This is a genomic window from Psychrobacillus sp. FSL K6-4615 (genome assembly GCF_038008225.1).
GTDB lineage: Bacteria > Bacillota > Bacilli > Bacillales_A > Planococcaceae > Psychrobacillus > Psychrobacillus psychrotolerans.
Map to the genome: position 1 here is coordinate 1658367 of NZ_JBBOYQ010000001.1, position 16045 is coordinate 1674411.

Annotated in this window: 20 protein-coding genes and 1 riboswitch; of the genes, 8 read left to right on the forward strand and 12 right to left on the reverse strand. The window is 36.8% G+C overall.

All coding sequences use genetic code 11. From position 1 onward, the window contains the following. The first annotated feature begins 89 nt into the window (after positions 1–89). Positions 90–701, forward strand: a complete 612-nt coding sequence (hisH, locus tag MKX53_RS07970; protein ID WP_340910456.1) for an imidazole glycerol phosphate synthase subunit HisH — start codon at positions 90–92, stop codon at positions 699–701. 1 nt (position 702) lies between these two features. Further along, entirely contained in the window at positions 703–1479 is a 777-nt protein-coding gene (gene hisF, locus MKX53_RS07975) for an imidazole glycerol phosphate synthase subunit HisF (RefSeq protein WP_340910458.1), read from the forward strand. A 111-nt stretch (positions 1480–1590) separates the two neighbouring features. On the opposite strand, the gene MKX53_RS07980 is transcribed toward hisF, so the two are convergent. From MKX53_RS07980 to MKX53_RS07995, 4 genes are all read right to left on the reverse strand, one after another. Continuing rightward, entirely contained in the window at positions 1591–2253 is a 663-nt protein-coding gene (locus tag MKX53_RS07980; protein ID WP_340913292.1) for an HAD family hydrolase, read from the reverse strand. 93 nt (positions 2254–2346) lie between these two features. After that, positions 2347–2979, reverse strand: coding sequence for a spore coat protein (locus tag MKX53_RS07985; protein ID WP_093534530.1), 633 nt, complete (start codon positions 2977–2979; stop codon positions 2347–2349). A gap of 132 nt (positions 2980–3111) precedes the next feature. Beyond that, a complete protein-coding gene (locus MKX53_RS07990) occupies positions 3112–3684 on the reverse strand; it encodes a branched-chain amino acid aminotransferase (protein WP_340910461.1) in 573 nt (190 codons plus the stop codon). Continuing rightward, positions 3681–4247, reverse strand: coding sequence for a DUF1273 domain-containing protein (locus MKX53_RS07995; RefSeq protein WP_340762166.1), 567 nt, complete (start codon positions 4245–4247; stop codon positions 3681–3683). Before MKX53_RS07995 ends, MKX53_RS07990 begins: the two co-directional genes overlap by 4 nt. Positions 4248–4355: 108 nt before the next feature. Between MKX53_RS07995 and MKX53_RS08000 the strand changes: the two genes are divergently transcribed. Then, positions 4356–4583 (forward strand): YuzF family protein, encoded by a 228-nt coding sequence (locus MKX53_RS08000; protein WP_093534524.1) that lies wholly within the window; start codon positions 4356–4358, stop codon positions 4581–4583. Between the two features lie 19 nt (positions 4584–4602). After that, on the forward strand, positions 4603–5496 hold the full coding sequence (locus tag MKX53_RS08005; RefSeq protein WP_340910463.1) for a manganese catalase family protein: 894 nt from the start codon (positions 4603–4605) through the stop codon (positions 5494–5496). A 63-nt stretch (positions 5497–5559) separates the two neighbouring features. Here the strand turns inward: MKX53_RS08005 and MKX53_RS08010 are convergent, their stop codons facing one another. The 6 genes from MKX53_RS08010 to MKX53_RS08035 form a co-directional block, all read right to left on the reverse strand. Then, a complete protein-coding gene (locus MKX53_RS08010) occupies positions 5560–6753 on the reverse strand; it encodes a CaiB/BaiF CoA transferase family protein (protein WP_340910466.1) in 1194 nt (397 codons plus the stop codon). Positions 6754–6779: 26 nt separating this feature from the next. Then, a complete protein-coding gene (locus MKX53_RS08015) occupies positions 6780–7916 on the reverse strand; it encodes an alpha-hydroxy-acid oxidizing protein (RefSeq protein WP_340910469.1) in 1137 nt (378 codons plus the stop codon). A gap of 15 nt (positions 7917–7931) precedes the next feature. Then, the gene (locus tag MKX53_RS08020; protein ID WP_340910473.1) at positions 7932–8708 is read right to left on the reverse strand and encodes an enoyl-CoA hydratase/isomerase family protein; all 777 of its coding nucleotides are present in this window, start codon (positions 8706–8708) and stop codon (positions 7932–7934) included. Between the two features lie 14 nt (positions 8709–8722). Then, the gene (locus MKX53_RS08025) at positions 8723–9394 is read right to left on the reverse strand and encodes a methionine ABC transporter permease (RefSeq protein ID WP_093534516.1); all 672 of its coding nucleotides are present in this window, start codon (positions 9392–9394) and stop codon (positions 8723–8725) included. Further along, positions 9387–10412 (reverse strand): methionine ABC transporter ATP-binding protein, encoded by a 1026-nt coding sequence (locus MKX53_RS08030; RefSeq protein WP_340910475.1) that lies wholly within the window; start codon positions 10410–10412, stop codon positions 9387–9389. Before MKX53_RS08030 ends, MKX53_RS08025 begins: the two co-directional genes overlap by 8 nt. A 62-nt stretch (positions 10413–10474) precedes the next feature. Further along, a complete protein-coding gene (locus MKX53_RS08035; RefSeq protein ID WP_340910477.1) occupies positions 10475–11296 on the reverse strand; it encodes a MetQ/NlpA family ABC transporter substrate-binding protein in 822 nt (273 codons plus the stop codon). Between the two features lie 92 nt (positions 11297–11388). After that, positions 11389–11504: riboswitch (SAM riboswitch) on the reverse strand. 152 nt (positions 11505–11656) lie between these two features. Here MKX53_RS08035 and MKX53_RS08040 point away from each other — a divergent pair. Together MKX53_RS08040 and MKX53_RS08045 are read left to right on the forward strand one after the other, a co-directional pair. Continuing rightward, positions 11657–12157: a PPC domain-containing DNA-binding protein gene (locus MKX53_RS08040; RefSeq protein ID WP_340910480.1), complete on the forward strand. Its 501-nt coding sequence runs from the start codon at positions 11657–11659 to the stop codon at positions 12155–12157. Positions 12158–12342: 185 nt separating this feature from the next. Further along, positions 12343–12684: a hypothetical protein gene (locus tag MKX53_RS08045; RefSeq protein WP_340910482.1), complete on the forward strand. Its 342-nt coding sequence runs from the start codon at positions 12343–12345 to the stop codon at positions 12682–12684. A 140-nt stretch (positions 12685–12824) separates the two neighbouring features. On the opposite strand, the gene MKX53_RS08050 is transcribed toward MKX53_RS08045, so the two are convergent. Both MKX53_RS08050 and MKX53_RS08055 read right to left on the reverse strand, forming a co-directional pair. Then, entirely contained in the window at positions 12825–14009 is a 1185-nt protein-coding gene (locus tag MKX53_RS08050) for a pyridoxal phosphate-dependent aminotransferase (protein ID WP_340910484.1), read from the reverse strand. 100 nt (positions 14010–14109) lie between these two features. Then, positions 14110–14256: a hypothetical protein gene (locus MKX53_RS08055; protein ID WP_340910486.1), complete on the reverse strand. Its 147-nt coding sequence runs from the start codon at positions 14254–14256 to the stop codon at positions 14110–14112. A gap of 507 nt (positions 14257–14763) precedes the next feature. Between MKX53_RS08055 and MKX53_RS08060 the strand changes: the two genes are divergently transcribed. Both MKX53_RS08060 and MKX53_RS08065 read left to right on the forward strand, forming a co-directional pair. Further along, complete coding sequence (locus MKX53_RS08060; RefSeq protein ID WP_093534504.1) at positions 14764–15126, forward strand: hypothetical protein; 363 nt, start codon at positions 14764–14766, stop codon at positions 15124–15126. A gap of 97 nt (positions 15127–15223) precedes the next feature. After that, complete coding sequence (locus MKX53_RS08065; protein ID WP_340910488.1) at positions 15224–16000, forward strand: carbon-nitrogen family hydrolase; 777 nt, start codon at positions 15224–15226, stop codon at positions 15998–16000. The last annotated feature ends 45 nt before the right edge of the window (positions 16001–16045 follow it).

The window sequence follows — 16045 nt, forward strand, 5'->3', positions numbered from 1 at the left end:
TTTTTACCGTGCTAGTGAACTAAAGTTTTTGTTCCGTTTTTGGTCATAAGATGTCATAATAGTTACATAACGAATATGGAGGCAATAACATGATTGGTATTATAGATTATGGTGCAGGGAATTTACATAGTGTGTTAAAAGCGATCAAGCAGCTTGGCTATGAAACAAAACTTATTACAAAAGCTAGTGATCATACCGATGAAATTACCAAGCTTATCCTGCCTGGCGTTGGAAATGCAAAAGTGGCGATGGATGTGTTGGATCGGAGCGGTTTAAGTGATTATTTAAAAGGAAGAGTTTCAGATGGTATTCCATTACTTGGTATCTGTCTTGGGATGCAGCTTTTATTAGAAAAGAGCGAGGAAGGAAATATGGATTGCCTCGGATTTCTAAAAGGCAGTGTACCTGAATTTACCGATGAATCGGAGAAAATTCCCCATATGGGTTGGAACCAAGTGACAGATGTACAAAATCATTTTCTTTTTGAAGATATTCCAGATGAAACAGACTTTTACTTTGTGCATTCTTATTTTGCTATGCCGGAAAATCGGGAAGATATTTTAGGAGAGACAAATTATGGTATAAATTTCGCTTCCGTTATTGGTAATTCACAAGTAATGGGCGTACAATTTCATCCAGAAAAAAGTGGTAAATACGGCATCCAACTTTTAGATAACTACTGTAAGCAAGGAGATAAATAAGATGTTAAGAAAACGAATTGTACCAGCCATCGATGTACTAAATGATCAAGCAGTGAAGTATATTCAATTTAGAAATCCTACTATTATTGGTGATCCTGCCGAACTTGGTAAAAAGTATACGGAAGATGGTGCGGATGAATTAATCTATCTTGATACGACCGCTTCTTTAAAAAACCAAGATGTAAAATTGGAATGGATCCAACGGGTGGCCGAACAAGTAAATATTCCATTTTCCGTTATCGGAGGGGTGCGCACAGTAGATGACTTTAAAAATTTACTGCGGGCTGGGGCAGACAAAGTTGGAGTCAACTCGGCGGCAGTAATGCGCCCAGAGTTACTGAAGGAAGCAGCAGATATTTATGGTAAACAATGCGTCGTATTAGGCTTAGATGCCATGCCAATCTATAATGATGACCAAGAAATTATTAGATGGGAAGTTTATACACATTCTGGTCATGAGAAAACAGGAATGGATGTTGTGGAGTGGGCGCAGCAAGCAGCTGACTTAGGTGCTGGAGAAATTATTTGCACAAGTATCCATAAGGACGGCATGAAAAACGGTTATGATGTAGCGCTGATCAAGTTATTATCGGAAAAAGTTAATATTCCTATTATCGCTTCAGGTGGGGCAGGGAAGATCGAACATATCGAAGAAGTCTTCTCTGACGGTAAAGCTGATGCGGCTTTAGTAGCATCCATGATTCACTACGGAGACTACACAATTGGAGAAATAAAATCTTACTTATATTCAAAGAATGTGAATGTCCGACTTACTTAATAATACGACCTAGTCTCGGTATGGAGACTAGGTCGTTTTTGGTAGAAGGGACAATCGGTCGAATAGCCTGCCGAAATGTCGTCCAACAATTTATTAAATTTCCTAATGCACTCAGTCCATTACTTCCCAACCGCGTGCATTTGCTAGGCTTCTGAGCTTTTCCTCTGGTCTAACAGCAACTGGATTTCCTACAAGCTCTAATACAGGCATGTCTGAAAAGCTATCTCCATATGCATAACTATTTTCCCAATCTATTTGATGACCATCCAAAGCTTCATAAACCTTCAACGTTTTTTGCTGTCCGTTTACATGGTTGATTGCATTCTTTGTGTAAACTTTGTCGTCCTTATAAAATATATCGGTTCCAATAATCTGATTGAACACGAGACCATCCGTCACACTTTCTAAAAACTGCGTATACGCACCAGATACTAGTAATATATGAATATTCTCTTCCTGGTGACGTTTGAGTCTTTCTAATACTTTTGCGTTGAAATCTTGCTGCATAGTAGCTTTAATTTCACTAAAATAGATATCCATTTCTTGTTTTGTCAGTCCATTAAATGCCTCTAAATATAATTGCATGGAACGCTTTTTCATTTTGTTGTCCGGATATAACTTTAACTTATTTGCTATGTACGGTGGAACAATAGCGCGATAAAAACGTTTGTATGAGGAATGATAAGTAGGGTGTTCTTTTAAATGTTTCATTAGTAGTGTGAATGTTTCTTCCGCATAGATAGTACCATCAAAATCAAAAATAGCTACTCGCATAAATTTCACCCTTTTCTCCATTAATAATTCATAAAATTATTATACATGAACAAACAAAAAATCGCCCCAATCTCATGGGGCGAAATTTGTTATTTAGCTCATCATATTTCCTTGTGCAGGGGCATATGAATTCGTCAGAGCTTGCATACTTTGTTGATCCAACTGAGGTACTTGGTAATAATGGTGCTTGTTTTGATAAATAGAGAGCTCATAAGCCATTTCAATACAATTTGGAATGGAATCTGCAAGTACTCGGCGAACAACAGGATTAGTTGTTTCAAGTGCAGCGGTAGTTTTAATAGTTGCGGAAGCTTTAGCGGCACCAAGAAGGTATCCAGAAATCAGTTCGTCTGAAAGTTCATTGGCAGATTGAATTGGCTTTTTAGGTTGGGAAGGTTTTATCCCATATATGAAGTCATTTCCAGTCTGCATTTTATAGCTAGTAGTTGGATGGGAAGGATCTGCACCTGTTTTAAAGCATTCAACGGTAATATTATATTCGTCTAATGCAAATGCATATTGACGGTCTAAAATACTTAGCAGTTCCTGGTCTTTTACATGGGGACGTAGAAGTACTTTTAAATTTAATCCGGAAATAACAGTCCCTAAAACTTCATGGACGTCAAATACCTCATGACCACCATGATTCATATTTTGTGAGATATTACCAGTTTGCATATTTTGATGCGTTTGACCTTGACCTTGTCCAAATGGATTTTGTGTCATTCCAATTTTCCTCCTTGTAGAAACTTTTGATGGAACATCCTTTGTAGTTTGAGTAAAAAGTCATCAAATATGCAAGCTATAAAAAAATAAAAACAATCCCAATATCATTCTATTGGGATTGCGGATCAAAACTTATTTAATATTCGTCATTAATTTAAAGATTAATGAGTATAATAATTGATAAACTTCTTCCATAGTAAAGGAACCATCGAATCCTTTTATATAATTTATCGGTAAATTAATTTCCCATAAACCTTCGTTACCTGCGAACATTATACTATATTGCATCTTCTCTGAATTGTAATGCTCATCTAAAAATGCTCTGATTTCTGCTGTATATTTTTTTTGGATAAATAAACCAAACATTGCTGTGTAAACTTCAAACACTTCATCATATTCAACTGCAATCGCATCTACGCTTACAACATCCAACATATTAGCTTCTAAATAAACATATTCTTGCATATTGTCTTTAAGATAGGAAGCAGGTGTTTGTAAAAATGAGGTGGGCTCTTTAGCTATTAACTCATCTGTTTCTTTATTGTACCTTTCGATAATTGCATGGTTAAATAAGTCTTGTGGAAGAATATTTAATCCTTCAGGAAGTAAAAGGTTTTTTTCTGCAAAATCTTTTTCCTCCATTGTTAATGTTATTTCATTGTTTGTAGCTTCTTCGATCTTTTTAGTTAGTTTGTTTGTAATCATAGAAATTGGTTCCTTCCTTCTTCTGCTATTTCTTCTGCTATTAATTGAAGATCATATGCATCTATGGTAATTACTCGGTAATCATTTTTTTCCGCATATTGCTCTGCTAATTTTTTGATGAACTTTGGAGAGCCCTCATTTTCTTCGTCGTAAATTATTAACATTCCATCGGTATTACGAACAACGAATTTATTTCGCTCTATAAACTGCCAGGGAGCTTCATACGGTTTTTTTGTGACACTTGTCTGATAATCAGCTTGCCTTAATAGGCTCTCATACTTTTCTTTCTTTTGTTCATTCCAATTTTTTTCCTGTTCTAAAAATGGGGTAATTATGGCAAACTTTAACTGCGGATACTCATCTTTAAGCACTAGGATTAACTCGGCAGTCCAAGTTTCTATACCTTGTTGACCACCTAATATTACCCACTCTAAACCTTCCTCCAACAAAACACGAAGTTGTGTTTCTATTGCTTTTTTTATGATAGGAATCCCATCATGAGTATCATTAAATATTCCCAATTCATGTGCTTTATAACCTGTTACTAATATTCTCTTAATCATTATCACCCAACTTATCTAAACGTCTTAGTCCATCATAGCATGTTCTCGTAACCATATAAAACCTTATGTCATACACTAGTAAGATTGTTAGGAAAGGATGGATAGACCATGAACGACAAGCCACAGGGAACGGTCGAATTTGTAAGTCAATTTGAAGGTTATGTTTACCAGGCAGCTAAAGGATTAAAGGACAAAATGATTGCTATTCAAACAACTAGAAGTACCATGCAAGGTATACTTAAAGGTATTGCACCTGATCATCTAGTATTAGATGTAAGTGGAACTCCATTTTACATTAGAATACAGCAAATAGTGTGGATTTCACCTACTAAATAAAAAAAGAGGAGCATGTTATTTGTTTCAACGAGTGGATAAGTTATTAATTGATCTACCTAGAGTTGAATATGGCGATGCAAATGCTGCATCGGCAGTTCAAGAGTTACTCGGCGGGAAATTTGGGGAAATGTCGACGTTAAATAACTATATGTATCAATCCTTTAATTTCCGTGGTAGAAAGAAATTAAAACCATTTTATGATTTAGTAGCAAGTATTACTGCCGAAGAGTTTGGTCATGTGGAACTTGTATCAAATACAATTAACTTGTTAAATAAAAATTCTTCTTTTACTGGTGATCCAAACAGTTCCCCTCTTCAAGATGCTATCGATAAACGAAATACGTATGCTTTTATAGCAAATGCTCAAACTTCATTGGCAGGAGATTCTATGGGGAATCCTTGGAGAGGTGATTATGTATTTTCTAGTGGCAACTTAGTGTTAGATTTACTGCATAACTTCTTTTTAGAATGTGGTGCTAGAACACACAAAATGCGCGTGTATGAAATGACGGATCATCCTACGGCTCGAGAAATGATCGGCTATTTACTTGTGCGCGGAGGAACGCATGTTTTGGCATATGCAAAAGCGATTGAAATAGCAACAGGGGTAGATGTGACGAAAATGCTTCCGATTCCTAACCTCGACAACCGTGTTTTTGATACTGCAAGAAAGTATGAAGAGCAAGGGTATGGAAATGTATTATTTACGTGGAATAATGTAGGGGATTACAAGGATATAAATCAGATTTGGAAAGGTAACAATCCTATGAGTGGTGAGAAGCTAATTGTGAAAGAAGGAAGTCCAAAAGGATATGATATTCCTGATTTAAGATCACTCCCGGAAGAATTTGCACCTGGAATAGGACCGGATGAATATGAAGCTATTGCTAAAAGACTAATGGCTAATATGTAAATCTACCACTAAAAAGACCAATTGCTCCGTGCAATTGGTCTTTTTAATGGGATAGGCCCAACGTTAGTTATTGATAACCTTGGAGGATAGCAATGACTGTGTTTCCTGTTCGTTGTATCCAAGTTCCGTGAGTATTTCTTTGTTATGCTGTCCAAGGAGGGGAGCGGGAGTTCTAAATTGACCTGGTGTTTCGGAAAACTTAGCTGGAAACCCTAGTGTTTTCATTGAACCTGCTACAGGATGTTCGTAATCTACTATCATTTCTCTCGATAGAATATGTTCATCATTTAAAGCTTGATCGTAAGAATAGATGGGTCCAGAAGGTACGCCCGATGTATCTAGCAAGTCTAGCCAGTAGGAGGAGGGGTGTTTGCATAGAACCTTCTCAATCTCCATCTCGAGTTGGCTAGCGTTAGTTGCTCGAATACTATTTGTTAAAAAACGTTCATCTGTAAGCCATTGTGGTTTATGGACTACTTGTAAACAAAACTTTTCCCAGAGTTTCTGATTGCCTGCACCAATAAGGATAAAACCATCCTGTGTTTTAAATCCTTGATAGGGAGCAGAAACACGATGTGCTGTTCCATTTCTTTGAGGCACTTCACCTTTGCCAAAATATGCTGCGGCTTCCCACACAGTCCATGCAAGACCAGAATCTACAAGGGAGACATCAATATATTGACCAGTCCCTTTTTTAAGTCGATAAATATAGGCAGACAAAATAGATTGAATGGCCGTTTGAGCAGCAGCTATATCATGAATAGCGATTCCAACTTTGACAGGTTTCCCATTTTTTTCTCCGGTCATGTCAATCAGACCAGAAAGACCTTGCGCCATAATATCATAGCCGCCTTTGTCTTTATACGGGCCTGTTTGACCATAACCAGATATAGAACAATAAATCAAAGCGGGATTTAAAGCTTTCAGCGTGTCATAATCAATGCCGAGTTTTTTCGTAACTCCCGGTCGATAATTTTCTATAAAAACATCCGCTTCTTTAATAAGTTTATATAATACCTCAAGACCTTTGTCTGTTTTTAAATTAAGGCATATTCCGCGTTTGTTCCGATTGACCATCATATACATATAGCTTTCTTCATTTATGTAAGGACCCATACTTCGAGTGTCGTCCCCATTTGGGAATTTTTCCACTTTTATAACTTCTGCACCCATATCAGCTAAAACCATGGTGCAATAGGGTCCAGCGAGAACTTGAGATAGATCAACTACTTTCATTCCTTTTAATGCTTGTTCCATCACCAATCTACCACCTTATAAAATCCTTAATCCTTAAATAACTGTAGGTTTTGTACTTCTTCTAGATTCCGCGCACCACTCAAGGAGATAGAAACTCTAGTTTCTTGTAGGAAGTTTTCTAACACGCGTTCCACGCCTTCCTGACCGCCACTGGCTAATCCCCATATTACTGGACGACCTATGCAAACTGCGGTTGCTCCAAGTGCTAAAGCTTTTACTGCATCAGAACCTCTTCTAATTCCACTATCAAACAAAATAGGGATTCGTCCATTCACTGCTTGAACTACTGCTGGAAGGGCATCGATACTCGCAATAACACCATCTAACTGGCGCCCCCCATGATTAGAAACGATAATTCCATCTATTCCTTTTTCCACGGCAAGTTTAGCATCTTCCGGATGAAGTATTCCTTTTATTAGAATTGGTAGTGTTGTATGTTCACGTAACTCCGAGATATTCGTCCAGTTTAAAGTAGGATGGTATATATTTTCAATAATTTTATGGACGATAGTTTCTTGAGAATGATCGCTCAGTGCGGACATGAATACTGGATCAGACACATAATTACCTTGTCCGAAACCGCGTTTTAACGGAGAGTACTGATTGCGAATATCTTCCTCACGCCATCCAAGCATCGTCGTATCAACTGTAAGTACAATTGCTTTATAACCTGCAGCTTCTGCTCTTCTTACCATACTAAAGGAAACTTCCTTCTGTTGAGAGGACCAATATAATTGGAACCATTTTGAACTTCCCTTTGTTTCAGCGGCAATTTCTTCAATAGAATAGCTAGACACGGTACTTTGAATATACGGGAATCCAAATTTTGCCGCAGCTTTAGAAACCGCCAATTCGCCGTCTTCATGGGCTATTTTATTGACTCCAACAGGAGCTATAAAGAGGGGGTGGGGATATGTATGTCCAAGAATCGTTACTTCTGTATTTAAAGTAGACACATCCGTTAAAAAGCGGGGGATGATTGAATACTTATAAAAGGAATCTGTATTTTTCCTGTAGGTTTCTTCTCCACCAGCAGAAGAACGAATATAACCAAACGGACCGGGTTCTAATGCTTGTTTTGCAGCAGCTTCCAATTCGGTAAAATTTATTGGGTAATGCTTACTTGCTTCGATACTTTTTAATAATAAATCATTCGTAGACATATCAAAGTTCACCTCTTATGAAAAATTTGGTTTTCTTTTTTCTAAAAACGCTTCAATGCCTTCTTTATAGTCATCGGAGCTGAAAGATTCTAAAATTAGCTTTTCAATTTCTTCTGTTTCTTCGTTGTCGCCATCAATAATTGCTTGAATTACTTGTTTAATCCCGTTGTTGGCAACAGAAGACTTACGAATAATTTGACGAGCGAATTCAAGACACTTTTCCTCAATTTCTCCCAATGGATAAATATAATCGACTAAGCCAATTTCTTTTCCTTCTTCGGCTGTGATTAGCTTAGCGGTATACAATAATTCCTTTGCTTTCGTAGGACCGATAAGATTTACCAAGCGCTTCGTACTAACGAGATTATAAATAATGCCAATGTTTGCAGCGGTTATCCCAAGCTTGCTACCAGAAGAGGCGAATCGGAAGTCACAGGAATTTGCAAGTTCTAATCCCCCGCCTATAGCTAATGTTTTAATAAGGGCAATAGTAGGTTTAGGGAAACGATATAATTTCTCAATAGATTCAAGAGTTGCATCATTATAATCTTTTGCTTTTTGAGCAGAGAAACGATTTTCTAGAAACTCTGTTATATCTGCACCAGAAGAGAATGCAGTTTCATCTACTCCTTTAAGGATTAATAATTTAACTTTTGAATCCTTCTCCAGTTCAGTCAATAATTCACCTAACTGTTTAAACATAGCCAGTGAGAATGAATTCTTCTTGTCTGATCTGTTAAAAACAACTGTTGCGATAGATTCACTGCGCTCAACATATAATAGATTTGTCATTCGTAACCCTCCTACTAGTCTTTTTTAATATTCGCTGCAATACGGTTTCCGATAGATTGAATACTTTGGACAAGGATGATTAAAATGACTACTGTTGCATACATAACATCTACTTCATAGCGCAAATGTCCGAAACGATATGCCAAGTCGCCTAAACCACCTGCTCCGACCATTCCAGCCATTGCAGTAGCTCCAATCAAACTTACCGTTGAAATGGTTAACCCTAAAACGATAGAAGGGCGAGCTTCACGAAGTAAGACATTCCAAATGATGGCACCTGTACTAATCCCCATTGCTGTATATGCCTCAATAACACCGTTCTCCACTTCAAGTAGGGCAGATTCCATTAGTCTAGCAATATATGGTGCTGTATAAATGACTAATGGCACGATAACTCCTTGCACACCAATAGTTGTTCCAACGATGAGTTTTGTAAATGGCAAGATGAAGAATAGTAAAATAATGAACGGGATAGAACGTACAATATTTATGATTAAATTAGTTAATTGATAAATAAACTTATTTGCCAATGCCTGACCAGGTCTAGTTAAAACGATTAAAATACCTAATGGAATCCCGATTAGTACAGAGAAGAAAAGGGAAATACTAACCATTTGAAATGTTTCTACAACAGATTCACCAATAATCGGTAGCCATTGCTCTACAAATTGATCTGTTCTACTCATGAGAATGTCCCTCCAATTCTTCCGTTGCTACACCTTGTGCTTCTAGATAGTTAATAGCGTTTTTCACTTGTTCTTTGTCGCCAATTAAGTGAACGACTATATTTCCGACAATGCCATTCTTCAATTCGATAATATTAGCAGTTAAAATGTTTGGCTGAACATTAAATTTTTGACTAACTTCTGCCAATAACGGTTTTCCAGTACTTTCCCCTACAAATGTTAAACGAGTGACTGCGCCAGTAACATTCAACTGAGCAATCAATGAATTGGATAAATTCCGTTGGCTAATTGTATTTAAAAACTTTTTGGTAGTAGGGTGGGTAGGCTTCGTAAATAGATTGATAGCTGTATCCTGTTCCACGATAACTCCATTTTCCATGACATATACATGATCGCAAATTTTTTGAATGACATTCATTTCATGCGTGATTAAGAGTATAGTAATTCCTAATTCACGATTGATCTTTAGTAGCAAATCTAAGATGGAATCAGTTGTTTCTGGATCCAGTGCACTGGTTGCTTCATCACTAAGCAATACTTCAGGTTCCTGAGCAAGTGCGCGAGCGATAGCAACACGTTGCTTTTGTCCGCCTGATAACTGGTTAGGATAATTTGTATGCTTGTCAGTTAAACCAACTATGTCTAAATATTGCTCCACCCGTTTTTTTACCTCGTCTTTGTTATAGCCGAGTAGCTTTAGTGGAATGGCGATATTATCATAAACCGTTGCTGTTTTAAGTAGGTTAAATCCTTGAAATATCATGCCAACTTTATTGCGAGTTTTACGCAATTTAGGGAGGGGTAAGGAAGTAAGTTCGACGCCGTTTATGAAAACTTTACCTTCTGTAGGTTTTTCCAGTAAATTTACACAACGAATTAGTGTGCTTTTTCCAGCACCACTATATCCTATAACACCGTGGATTTCTCCTTGATTTACCCGTATATTGACTTGTTTTACTGCATTTACAGTTCCACTTTTACTATTAAACTCTTTCGAGACATTTTCTAATACAATCATTTCACGATCTTCCTTTCTTTTTAAAGAAAACGCTACCGAAGTCGGTAACGTTTATGACTCCATTATTCGTCCCAGCTAGGTAAAACTGAACCTTTAAACTCTTCTTCGATGAATTTTTTAACTTCTTCCGATTGATATGCTTTGATAAACTTTTGGATTGTCGGATCATCTTTGTTTTCTGCACGGACTACAATATAGTTCACGTAAGGAGAATTGGAAGATTCTAGTAATATGGAATCCTCTTTTGGACTAATACCTGCATCAAGTGCAAAGTTTGTATTGATGGCAGCTGCATCTACTTCACTCAGTTGTTTCGGGATTTGAGCAGCTTCTAGTTCAATAAATTCTAGGTTTTTTGGGTTTTCTTCAATGTCATAAATACTTGCTGATTCTCTTTTATCTTTTTTAATTTTGATAAAGCCATTTTCTTCTAAAATATATAATGCACGAGCGCCATTTGTTGGATCGTTTGGTATACCAAAAGTTGCTCCATCTGGCAGGTCATCTATAGAATCATATTTGTCTGAATAGACACCCATTGGATTTAATATCGTTTTTCCTACAGGAACTAAATCTGTGCCATGGTCTTCGTTAAACGTATCTAGGAATGGCTCATGCTGATAGCTATTTGCATCTAAATCCTCTTCCGATAAGGCTGTATTAGGTAAAATATAGTCAGAGAAAACTCTAAGCTCAACTTCTAATCCGTCCTTAGCAGCCACTTTAGCAGCCACTTCTACAATTTGTTCATGTGGCCCAGCAGTTACTCCCACTACTATTTTGTCCTCATTAATCGCTTTAGTTTCTGAAGTTGCATCATCTCCACAAGCTACAAGCGCTCCTGATAAAAGTACCGTTGACAATAAAAATCCAAATTTCTTCATTTTCCATTCCTCCAAATAATTATTCAGAACGTTGTATAAATATAAAAGCCCCTCTTTCAAAAGAAAGAGAGGCGCATACATACGTTAGTCCTCTCTTATCTATCAAAACAAAATTGTTTTGCTGGATTTAGCACCTTTCCACATAGATTATTAGGTGGATGGTTGCCGAGCTTCATAGGGCCAGTCCCTCAGCTACTCTTGATAAGAGATATCAGTTATTAAGTTTTTCAACAGTTCATAAAATATAATTTACTACATCAACTTATTAAAGTCAACCTACTTTTTTGTAGTTGCGTATAACATTCGAAATAGTATATGTTTAATAAAAATAAATAATTATACAAAAAGGGTGTGTAAGCGTTGTCAAGAGTAAGAGCAAACTTTGCAGTAGGTCAGCTAGGAAAGGTAGTAGGAGCGCGTTTAGTATATGGAACTGATTTGCTAGAAGGAATAGAGGAATTGTGTAAAGTAAATGGAATTAATTCTGCTACAATTCTTAGTTGTTTTGGAAGTTTTCAAAGAAGTGGATTTGTTTATTTGATACCAAACCAAGATTCACCCATAGGTGTATGGTACAATAACCTCGTTGTCAAAGAGGGACCAATCGAGTTTTTGCAAGGGACGGGAGTTGTCTGTCAAAGAGATGGACAGTTCGAAACACATTTCCATGGGACAATCTGTGACCAATATGGCAATATTTTTGGTGGTCATTTTATGAAAGGGGAAAATCCTGTTATTACAGTAGATTTAGTGTTGGCAGAAACTATTGGTATGGATTTTCAACGAAAGTTTGATGAAGAAACAGGAGCAACTCAGTTTTATCCGGTAGAAAAGAAAAAATATAAACCTAATCAGCTTTAACATAATTAGAAAATGCCGCCTCATTTAATGGGCGGCATTTTTGTTAAAATAAATAGCTATGTTAAAAGTGTTACACTTAAACTAACGCAGCGGTTTAGTCGAATAAATAAAATTAGAAAAAAGCGGAACTTTAGTTTGTTTATATTCGTAAATTATTATTATGACACTTGAAAGGGGGATTTTTTATGTACAAAGTGAATGGTATAGAAGCTTATGAAGCACATAATCGAACTGAGTTATTAGCAGGTTTAGAGGCAAAATCTGAATATATTCTTATTAAAGGAGACTATTATAAAGAAGTAAGAAAGATTATGGATACTCATCTTCCAGAGAACGAAAGTATAGGAGTGGCATTAGGAAGTGCAGGTGTGTTATCAATTCTTAATTATGCAATAGATGCAGTAAGAAATTCATTCAGTAATGCAGATAAAACGGATAAAAAAATTGACAGAAAGTTAAATTCATTTAAGGTTAAAAAGATTACAGATGATGGTTTATTATTGAGCTTAAAGCAGTTAGATTATTAGAACTTGCATACATAGAACTATTTTGGATAGTTCTATGTGAATAAATACCTTAAACAAACGGGTGTTTTAGTAAAAACATACTCCAAAGTAAAATGAGCGTGGAGATATATTCCAGCTCATTTTTTTATGTGCATTTCAAATCAACCTTTTCCTTTAACATAGCCAAATAAATTAAGCTTTCCGATCCTTGTAATTGCTTCTTTCAATCGGTCTTCATCCACTAACAATCCTACTCGAACAAATCCTTCGCCGGATGACCCAAATCCATTACCAGCAGCAACCGCTACGTCAGCTTCTTGTAGCAATAAATCTGCAAAAGCTTCACTCGTATAATTATCAGGGACTGGTAGCCAAGCAAAGAAGGAGCCTTTCGGTGCAGTCACCTTCCATCCAATGCTAGTACAAGCTTCGACTAAAGCATTCCGTCTGCCTTCATATAGACCAACCAGTTCCTTTACACATGCTTGGCTACCGTTCAAAGCAACAGTTGCAGCATCTTGAACAGCAGGGAAGATACTAACAAATAAGTGGTCTTGAATAATATTAATAGCTTCAATGATTTTAGAGTTTCCAACTGCAAAACCAACGCGCCAACCAGCCATATTATAAGTTTTGGACAGTGTGTACATTTCGATACCAACGTCTTTTGCTCCATCAGCTTGTAAGAAGCTTACTGGCTTCACACCGTCAAAACCTATTCCTCCATATGCAAAATCATGAACAATAGCAATATCATTTTCTTTTGCCAATGTAACAGTTTCTTGGAAAAAGTCTAAATTAGCGATAGCGCCCGTAGGGTTATTTGGATAATTTAAGTACATAAGTTTTGCTTGTTGTTTTTGTTGTTCTGTTAATGAGCTATAATCCGGCAGGAAATTATTTTCCCCCAGTAATGGCATAGTATTAAACTCGACATTTGCCAATCCTACTCCCGATAAATAATCAGGATAACCAGGGTCTGGAAGTAACATTAACTCATGCTCATTCATCAAAGCTAATGGGAGCTCTACTAACCCAATTTTCGTTCCAAATAAAATTGCCACTTCCGTTTCAGGGTCAATATCTACATTATATTCCCGTTTATAAAAATTGGATGCTGCTTTTTTAAAATCCCCCGTTCCACGAAAGGGACTATACTTATGATTTAGTGGATTAGCGGCCGCTTCTTGGACTGCTTGCACAATATGTGGGGGAGTGGGTTGATCAGGATTACCTTGTCCTAAATTAATCACATCTCGACCCTCTAGAACTGCATCTCCCACTTTTTTGACAAGTGTAGCAAAGAACTGAGAAGGTAGATTGTTTAAACGGTTTGAAAATTCCATGTACAAAACCTCGTTTTCTAAAAAGTTGCATTTGTATTTTTATTCTAACAAAAATAAATAGCTTGTCTATGTATTGGTTGGTTTTTATAGTTATTGATTTTTAAAATGTGAATCTTTTTTCATGCTTGGACGTGTAGGACTGGACATCTTTTTCCTGTATTACATTTTTCCAACTAGCATGACGATAATAATTCCAACTAGAAAGCCTAAAATTCCAACTAAACGTACCAATATTCCAACTAACCATCAAATTAGAGCTCCAAAAGATTGCCTTGATGTCACTTACGCCCACTTTTTAAATAATTCCCTTCCTTATTTCACAAAAAATCGATTAAAGAGATACTAAAAGCTACATAAAAAAGTATTACGGATGATTTTGCGTGTCTTGGCATAAGGTGTTGCCTACGAGGAATATATTAATAGATAGGACTGCCAAAAGGATAGGATGGGTGCGATTAGACAGAGGTCGGTAACATCTGGCGGAATTGGATTTGGAGTAGTATTAGCGATAGTTATCTCATGGACAGTTAACAAGTCGATACTGTGGGCGATTATTCATGGTTTCTTCGGATGGTTCTATGTAATATATTATCTGTTGCAATATTGACCTTCCAAGTACACCAATAAAGCACTTAGGCACATAGTCTAGGTGTTTTATTAATACGTTTAAAATTAAACGTAAGTCCAGAATTGCACCCCGTGCATAGTGCAATTCCATGGCAGATTACAATTTTCAAAAGAAGGGGGTTGTCATATGAAACGATTATTAATACTTCTTACATTAACCTTACTAGTAACAGCATGTGGATCCGTTAACGAGAATATTAAAGCAGAAATGCATGGAGATGTTGAGCAGGTGCTTACTACTATTGAAACCTCATTAGAAATGGACAGAGAGCCGACAAGCGAAGAATGGGAAACTTTTAATGAATACAAAGAAAAGTATGACTCAAAGCTAAGTGATGGAGAACTCAGTGATGATGAACGATTACTAGATACGTTGGTGGAAGGTCTCATTAGCAAAGTAGATAACAAACAATCTTTAGACTCTGCGGATAAAAGATTAAAAGGAGAGATAGAAGAAATACGGACTTTTATGGAGAAAGGGGAATATTAAATAAAGCAACGAATTCATTGTTTGATTTACAAGAATAGTTGCATTTATCCGTCAAATCTTATAACCTTTTAATAATTATGTCTTTAGGAGTGTCAAAATGAGAATTGCATGTGTTCAGTTAAATATAGCTTTTGGGGATCCGAAGGAAAACTTTAGAAAAGTAGAAGAAAAGGTGCGAAAAGCTGCGATGCTGAATGCAGAAATCGTTGTATTACCTGAAATGTGGAATACGGGTTATGATTTAACGAATCTTGAAGAAATAGCCGATGTAAACGGCGAAGATACTAAAAGTCTCCTCACGCGATTAGCTAAAGAATTACATATTCATATCATTGGCGGATCCGTTTCTACGAAAAGAGGTAATCATTTCTTTAACACGATGTATGTCGTGAATAATATTGGTGAGGTAATAGCTGAATATGATAAAGCACATTTGTTTAAATTAATGGATGAGCATCTTTATCTAGAGGCGGGAACAGACAAAAATATCTTTACGTTAAATGATGTCGATATGGGCGGCGTTATTTGTTATGATTTACGTTTTCCGGAGTGGTTCCGAACACATTCATTGGCTGGAGCTAAAGTTATATTTGTACCGGCACAGTGGCCAGCTGGAAGAATAGATCATTGGAAAATATTATTGCAGGCTCGTGCGATTGAAAATCAGTGTTTCATCGTAGCAGTAAATCGAGTTGGAGAAGATCTGAACAATTCGTTTAATGGAAACTCGATGGTAATTGCGCCGTGGGGTGAAGTTCTTTGGCTTGGAGCAGAGGAAGAAACAATCGGTCTAGTAGATATTAACTTAGATGAAGTGGATGAAGTTAGAAAGAGGATCCCTGTTTTTCAGGATCGCAGAGTGGACATCTATTAATAGAATCTCGCTATCTGTATTGACGTACGGGTAGCTTTTTTGTAT

Coding starts and splice junctions, on each gene's coding strand:
- MKX53_RS08065 (WP_340910488.1), top strand. CDS start 15,224: ATGAGAATTGCATGTGTTCAGTTAAATATAGCTTTTGGGGATCCGAAG.
- MKX53_RS08050 (WP_340910484.1), bottom strand. CDS start 14,009: ATGGAATTTTCAAACCGTTTAAACAATCTACCTTCTCAGTTCTTTGCT.
- MKX53_RS07980 (WP_340913292.1), bottom strand. CDS start 2,253: ATGCGAGTAGCTATTTTTGATTTTGATGGTACTATCTATGCGGAAGAA.
- MKX53_RS08055 (WP_340910486.1), bottom strand. CDS start 14,256: ATGGTTAGTTGGAATATTGGTACGTTTAGTTGGAATTTTAGGCTTTCT.
- MKX53_RS07985 (WP_093534530.1), bottom strand. CDS start 2,979: ATGACACAAAATCCATTTGGACAAGGTCAAGGTCAAACGCATCAAAAT.
- MKX53_RS08015 (WP_340910469.1), bottom strand. CDS start 7,916: ATGTCTACGAATGATTTATTATTAAAAAGTATCGAAGCAAGTAAGCAT.
- MKX53_RS08020 (WP_340910473.1), bottom strand. CDS start 8,708: ATGACAAATCTATTATATGTTGAGCGCAGTGAATCTATCGCAACAGTT.
- MKX53_RS08025 (WP_093534516.1), bottom strand. CDS start 9,394: ATGAGTAGAACAGATCAATTTGTAGAGCAATGGCTACCGATTATTGGT.
- MKX53_RS08035 (WP_340910477.1), bottom strand. CDS start 11,296: ATGAAGAAATTTGGATTTTTATTGTCAACGGTACTTTTATCAGGAGCG.
- MKX53_RS08045 (WP_340910482.1), top strand. CDS start 12,343: ATGTACAAAGTGAATGGTATAGAAGCTTATGAAGCACATAATCGAACT.
- hisF (WP_340910458.1), top strand. CDS start 703: ATGTTAAGAAAACGAATTGTACCAGCCATCGATGTACTAAATGATCAA.
- MKX53_RS08030 (WP_340910475.1), bottom strand. CDS start 10,412: ATGATTGTATTAGAAAATGTCTCGAAAGAGTTTAATAGTAAAAGTGGA.
- MKX53_RS08060 (WP_093534504.1), top strand. CDS start 14,764: ATGAAACGATTATTAATACTTCTTACATTAACCTTACTAGTAACAGCA.
- MKX53_RS07990 (WP_340910461.1), bottom strand. CDS start 3,684: ATGATTACAAACAAACTAACTAAAAAGATCGAAGAAGCTACAAACAAT.
- hisH (WP_340910456.1), top strand. CDS start 90: ATGATTGGTATTATAGATTATGGTGCAGGGAATTTACATAGTGTGTTA.
- MKX53_RS08000 (WP_093534524.1), top strand. CDS start 4,356: ATGAACGACAAGCCACAGGGAACGGTCGAATTTGTAAGTCAATTTGAA.
- MKX53_RS07995 (WP_340762166.1), bottom strand. CDS start 4,247: ATGATTAAGAGAATATTAGTAACAGGTTATAAAGCACATGAATTGGGA.
- MKX53_RS08010 (WP_340910466.1), bottom strand. CDS start 6,753: ATGGAACAAGCATTAAAAGGAATGAAAGTAGTTGATCTATCTCAAGTT.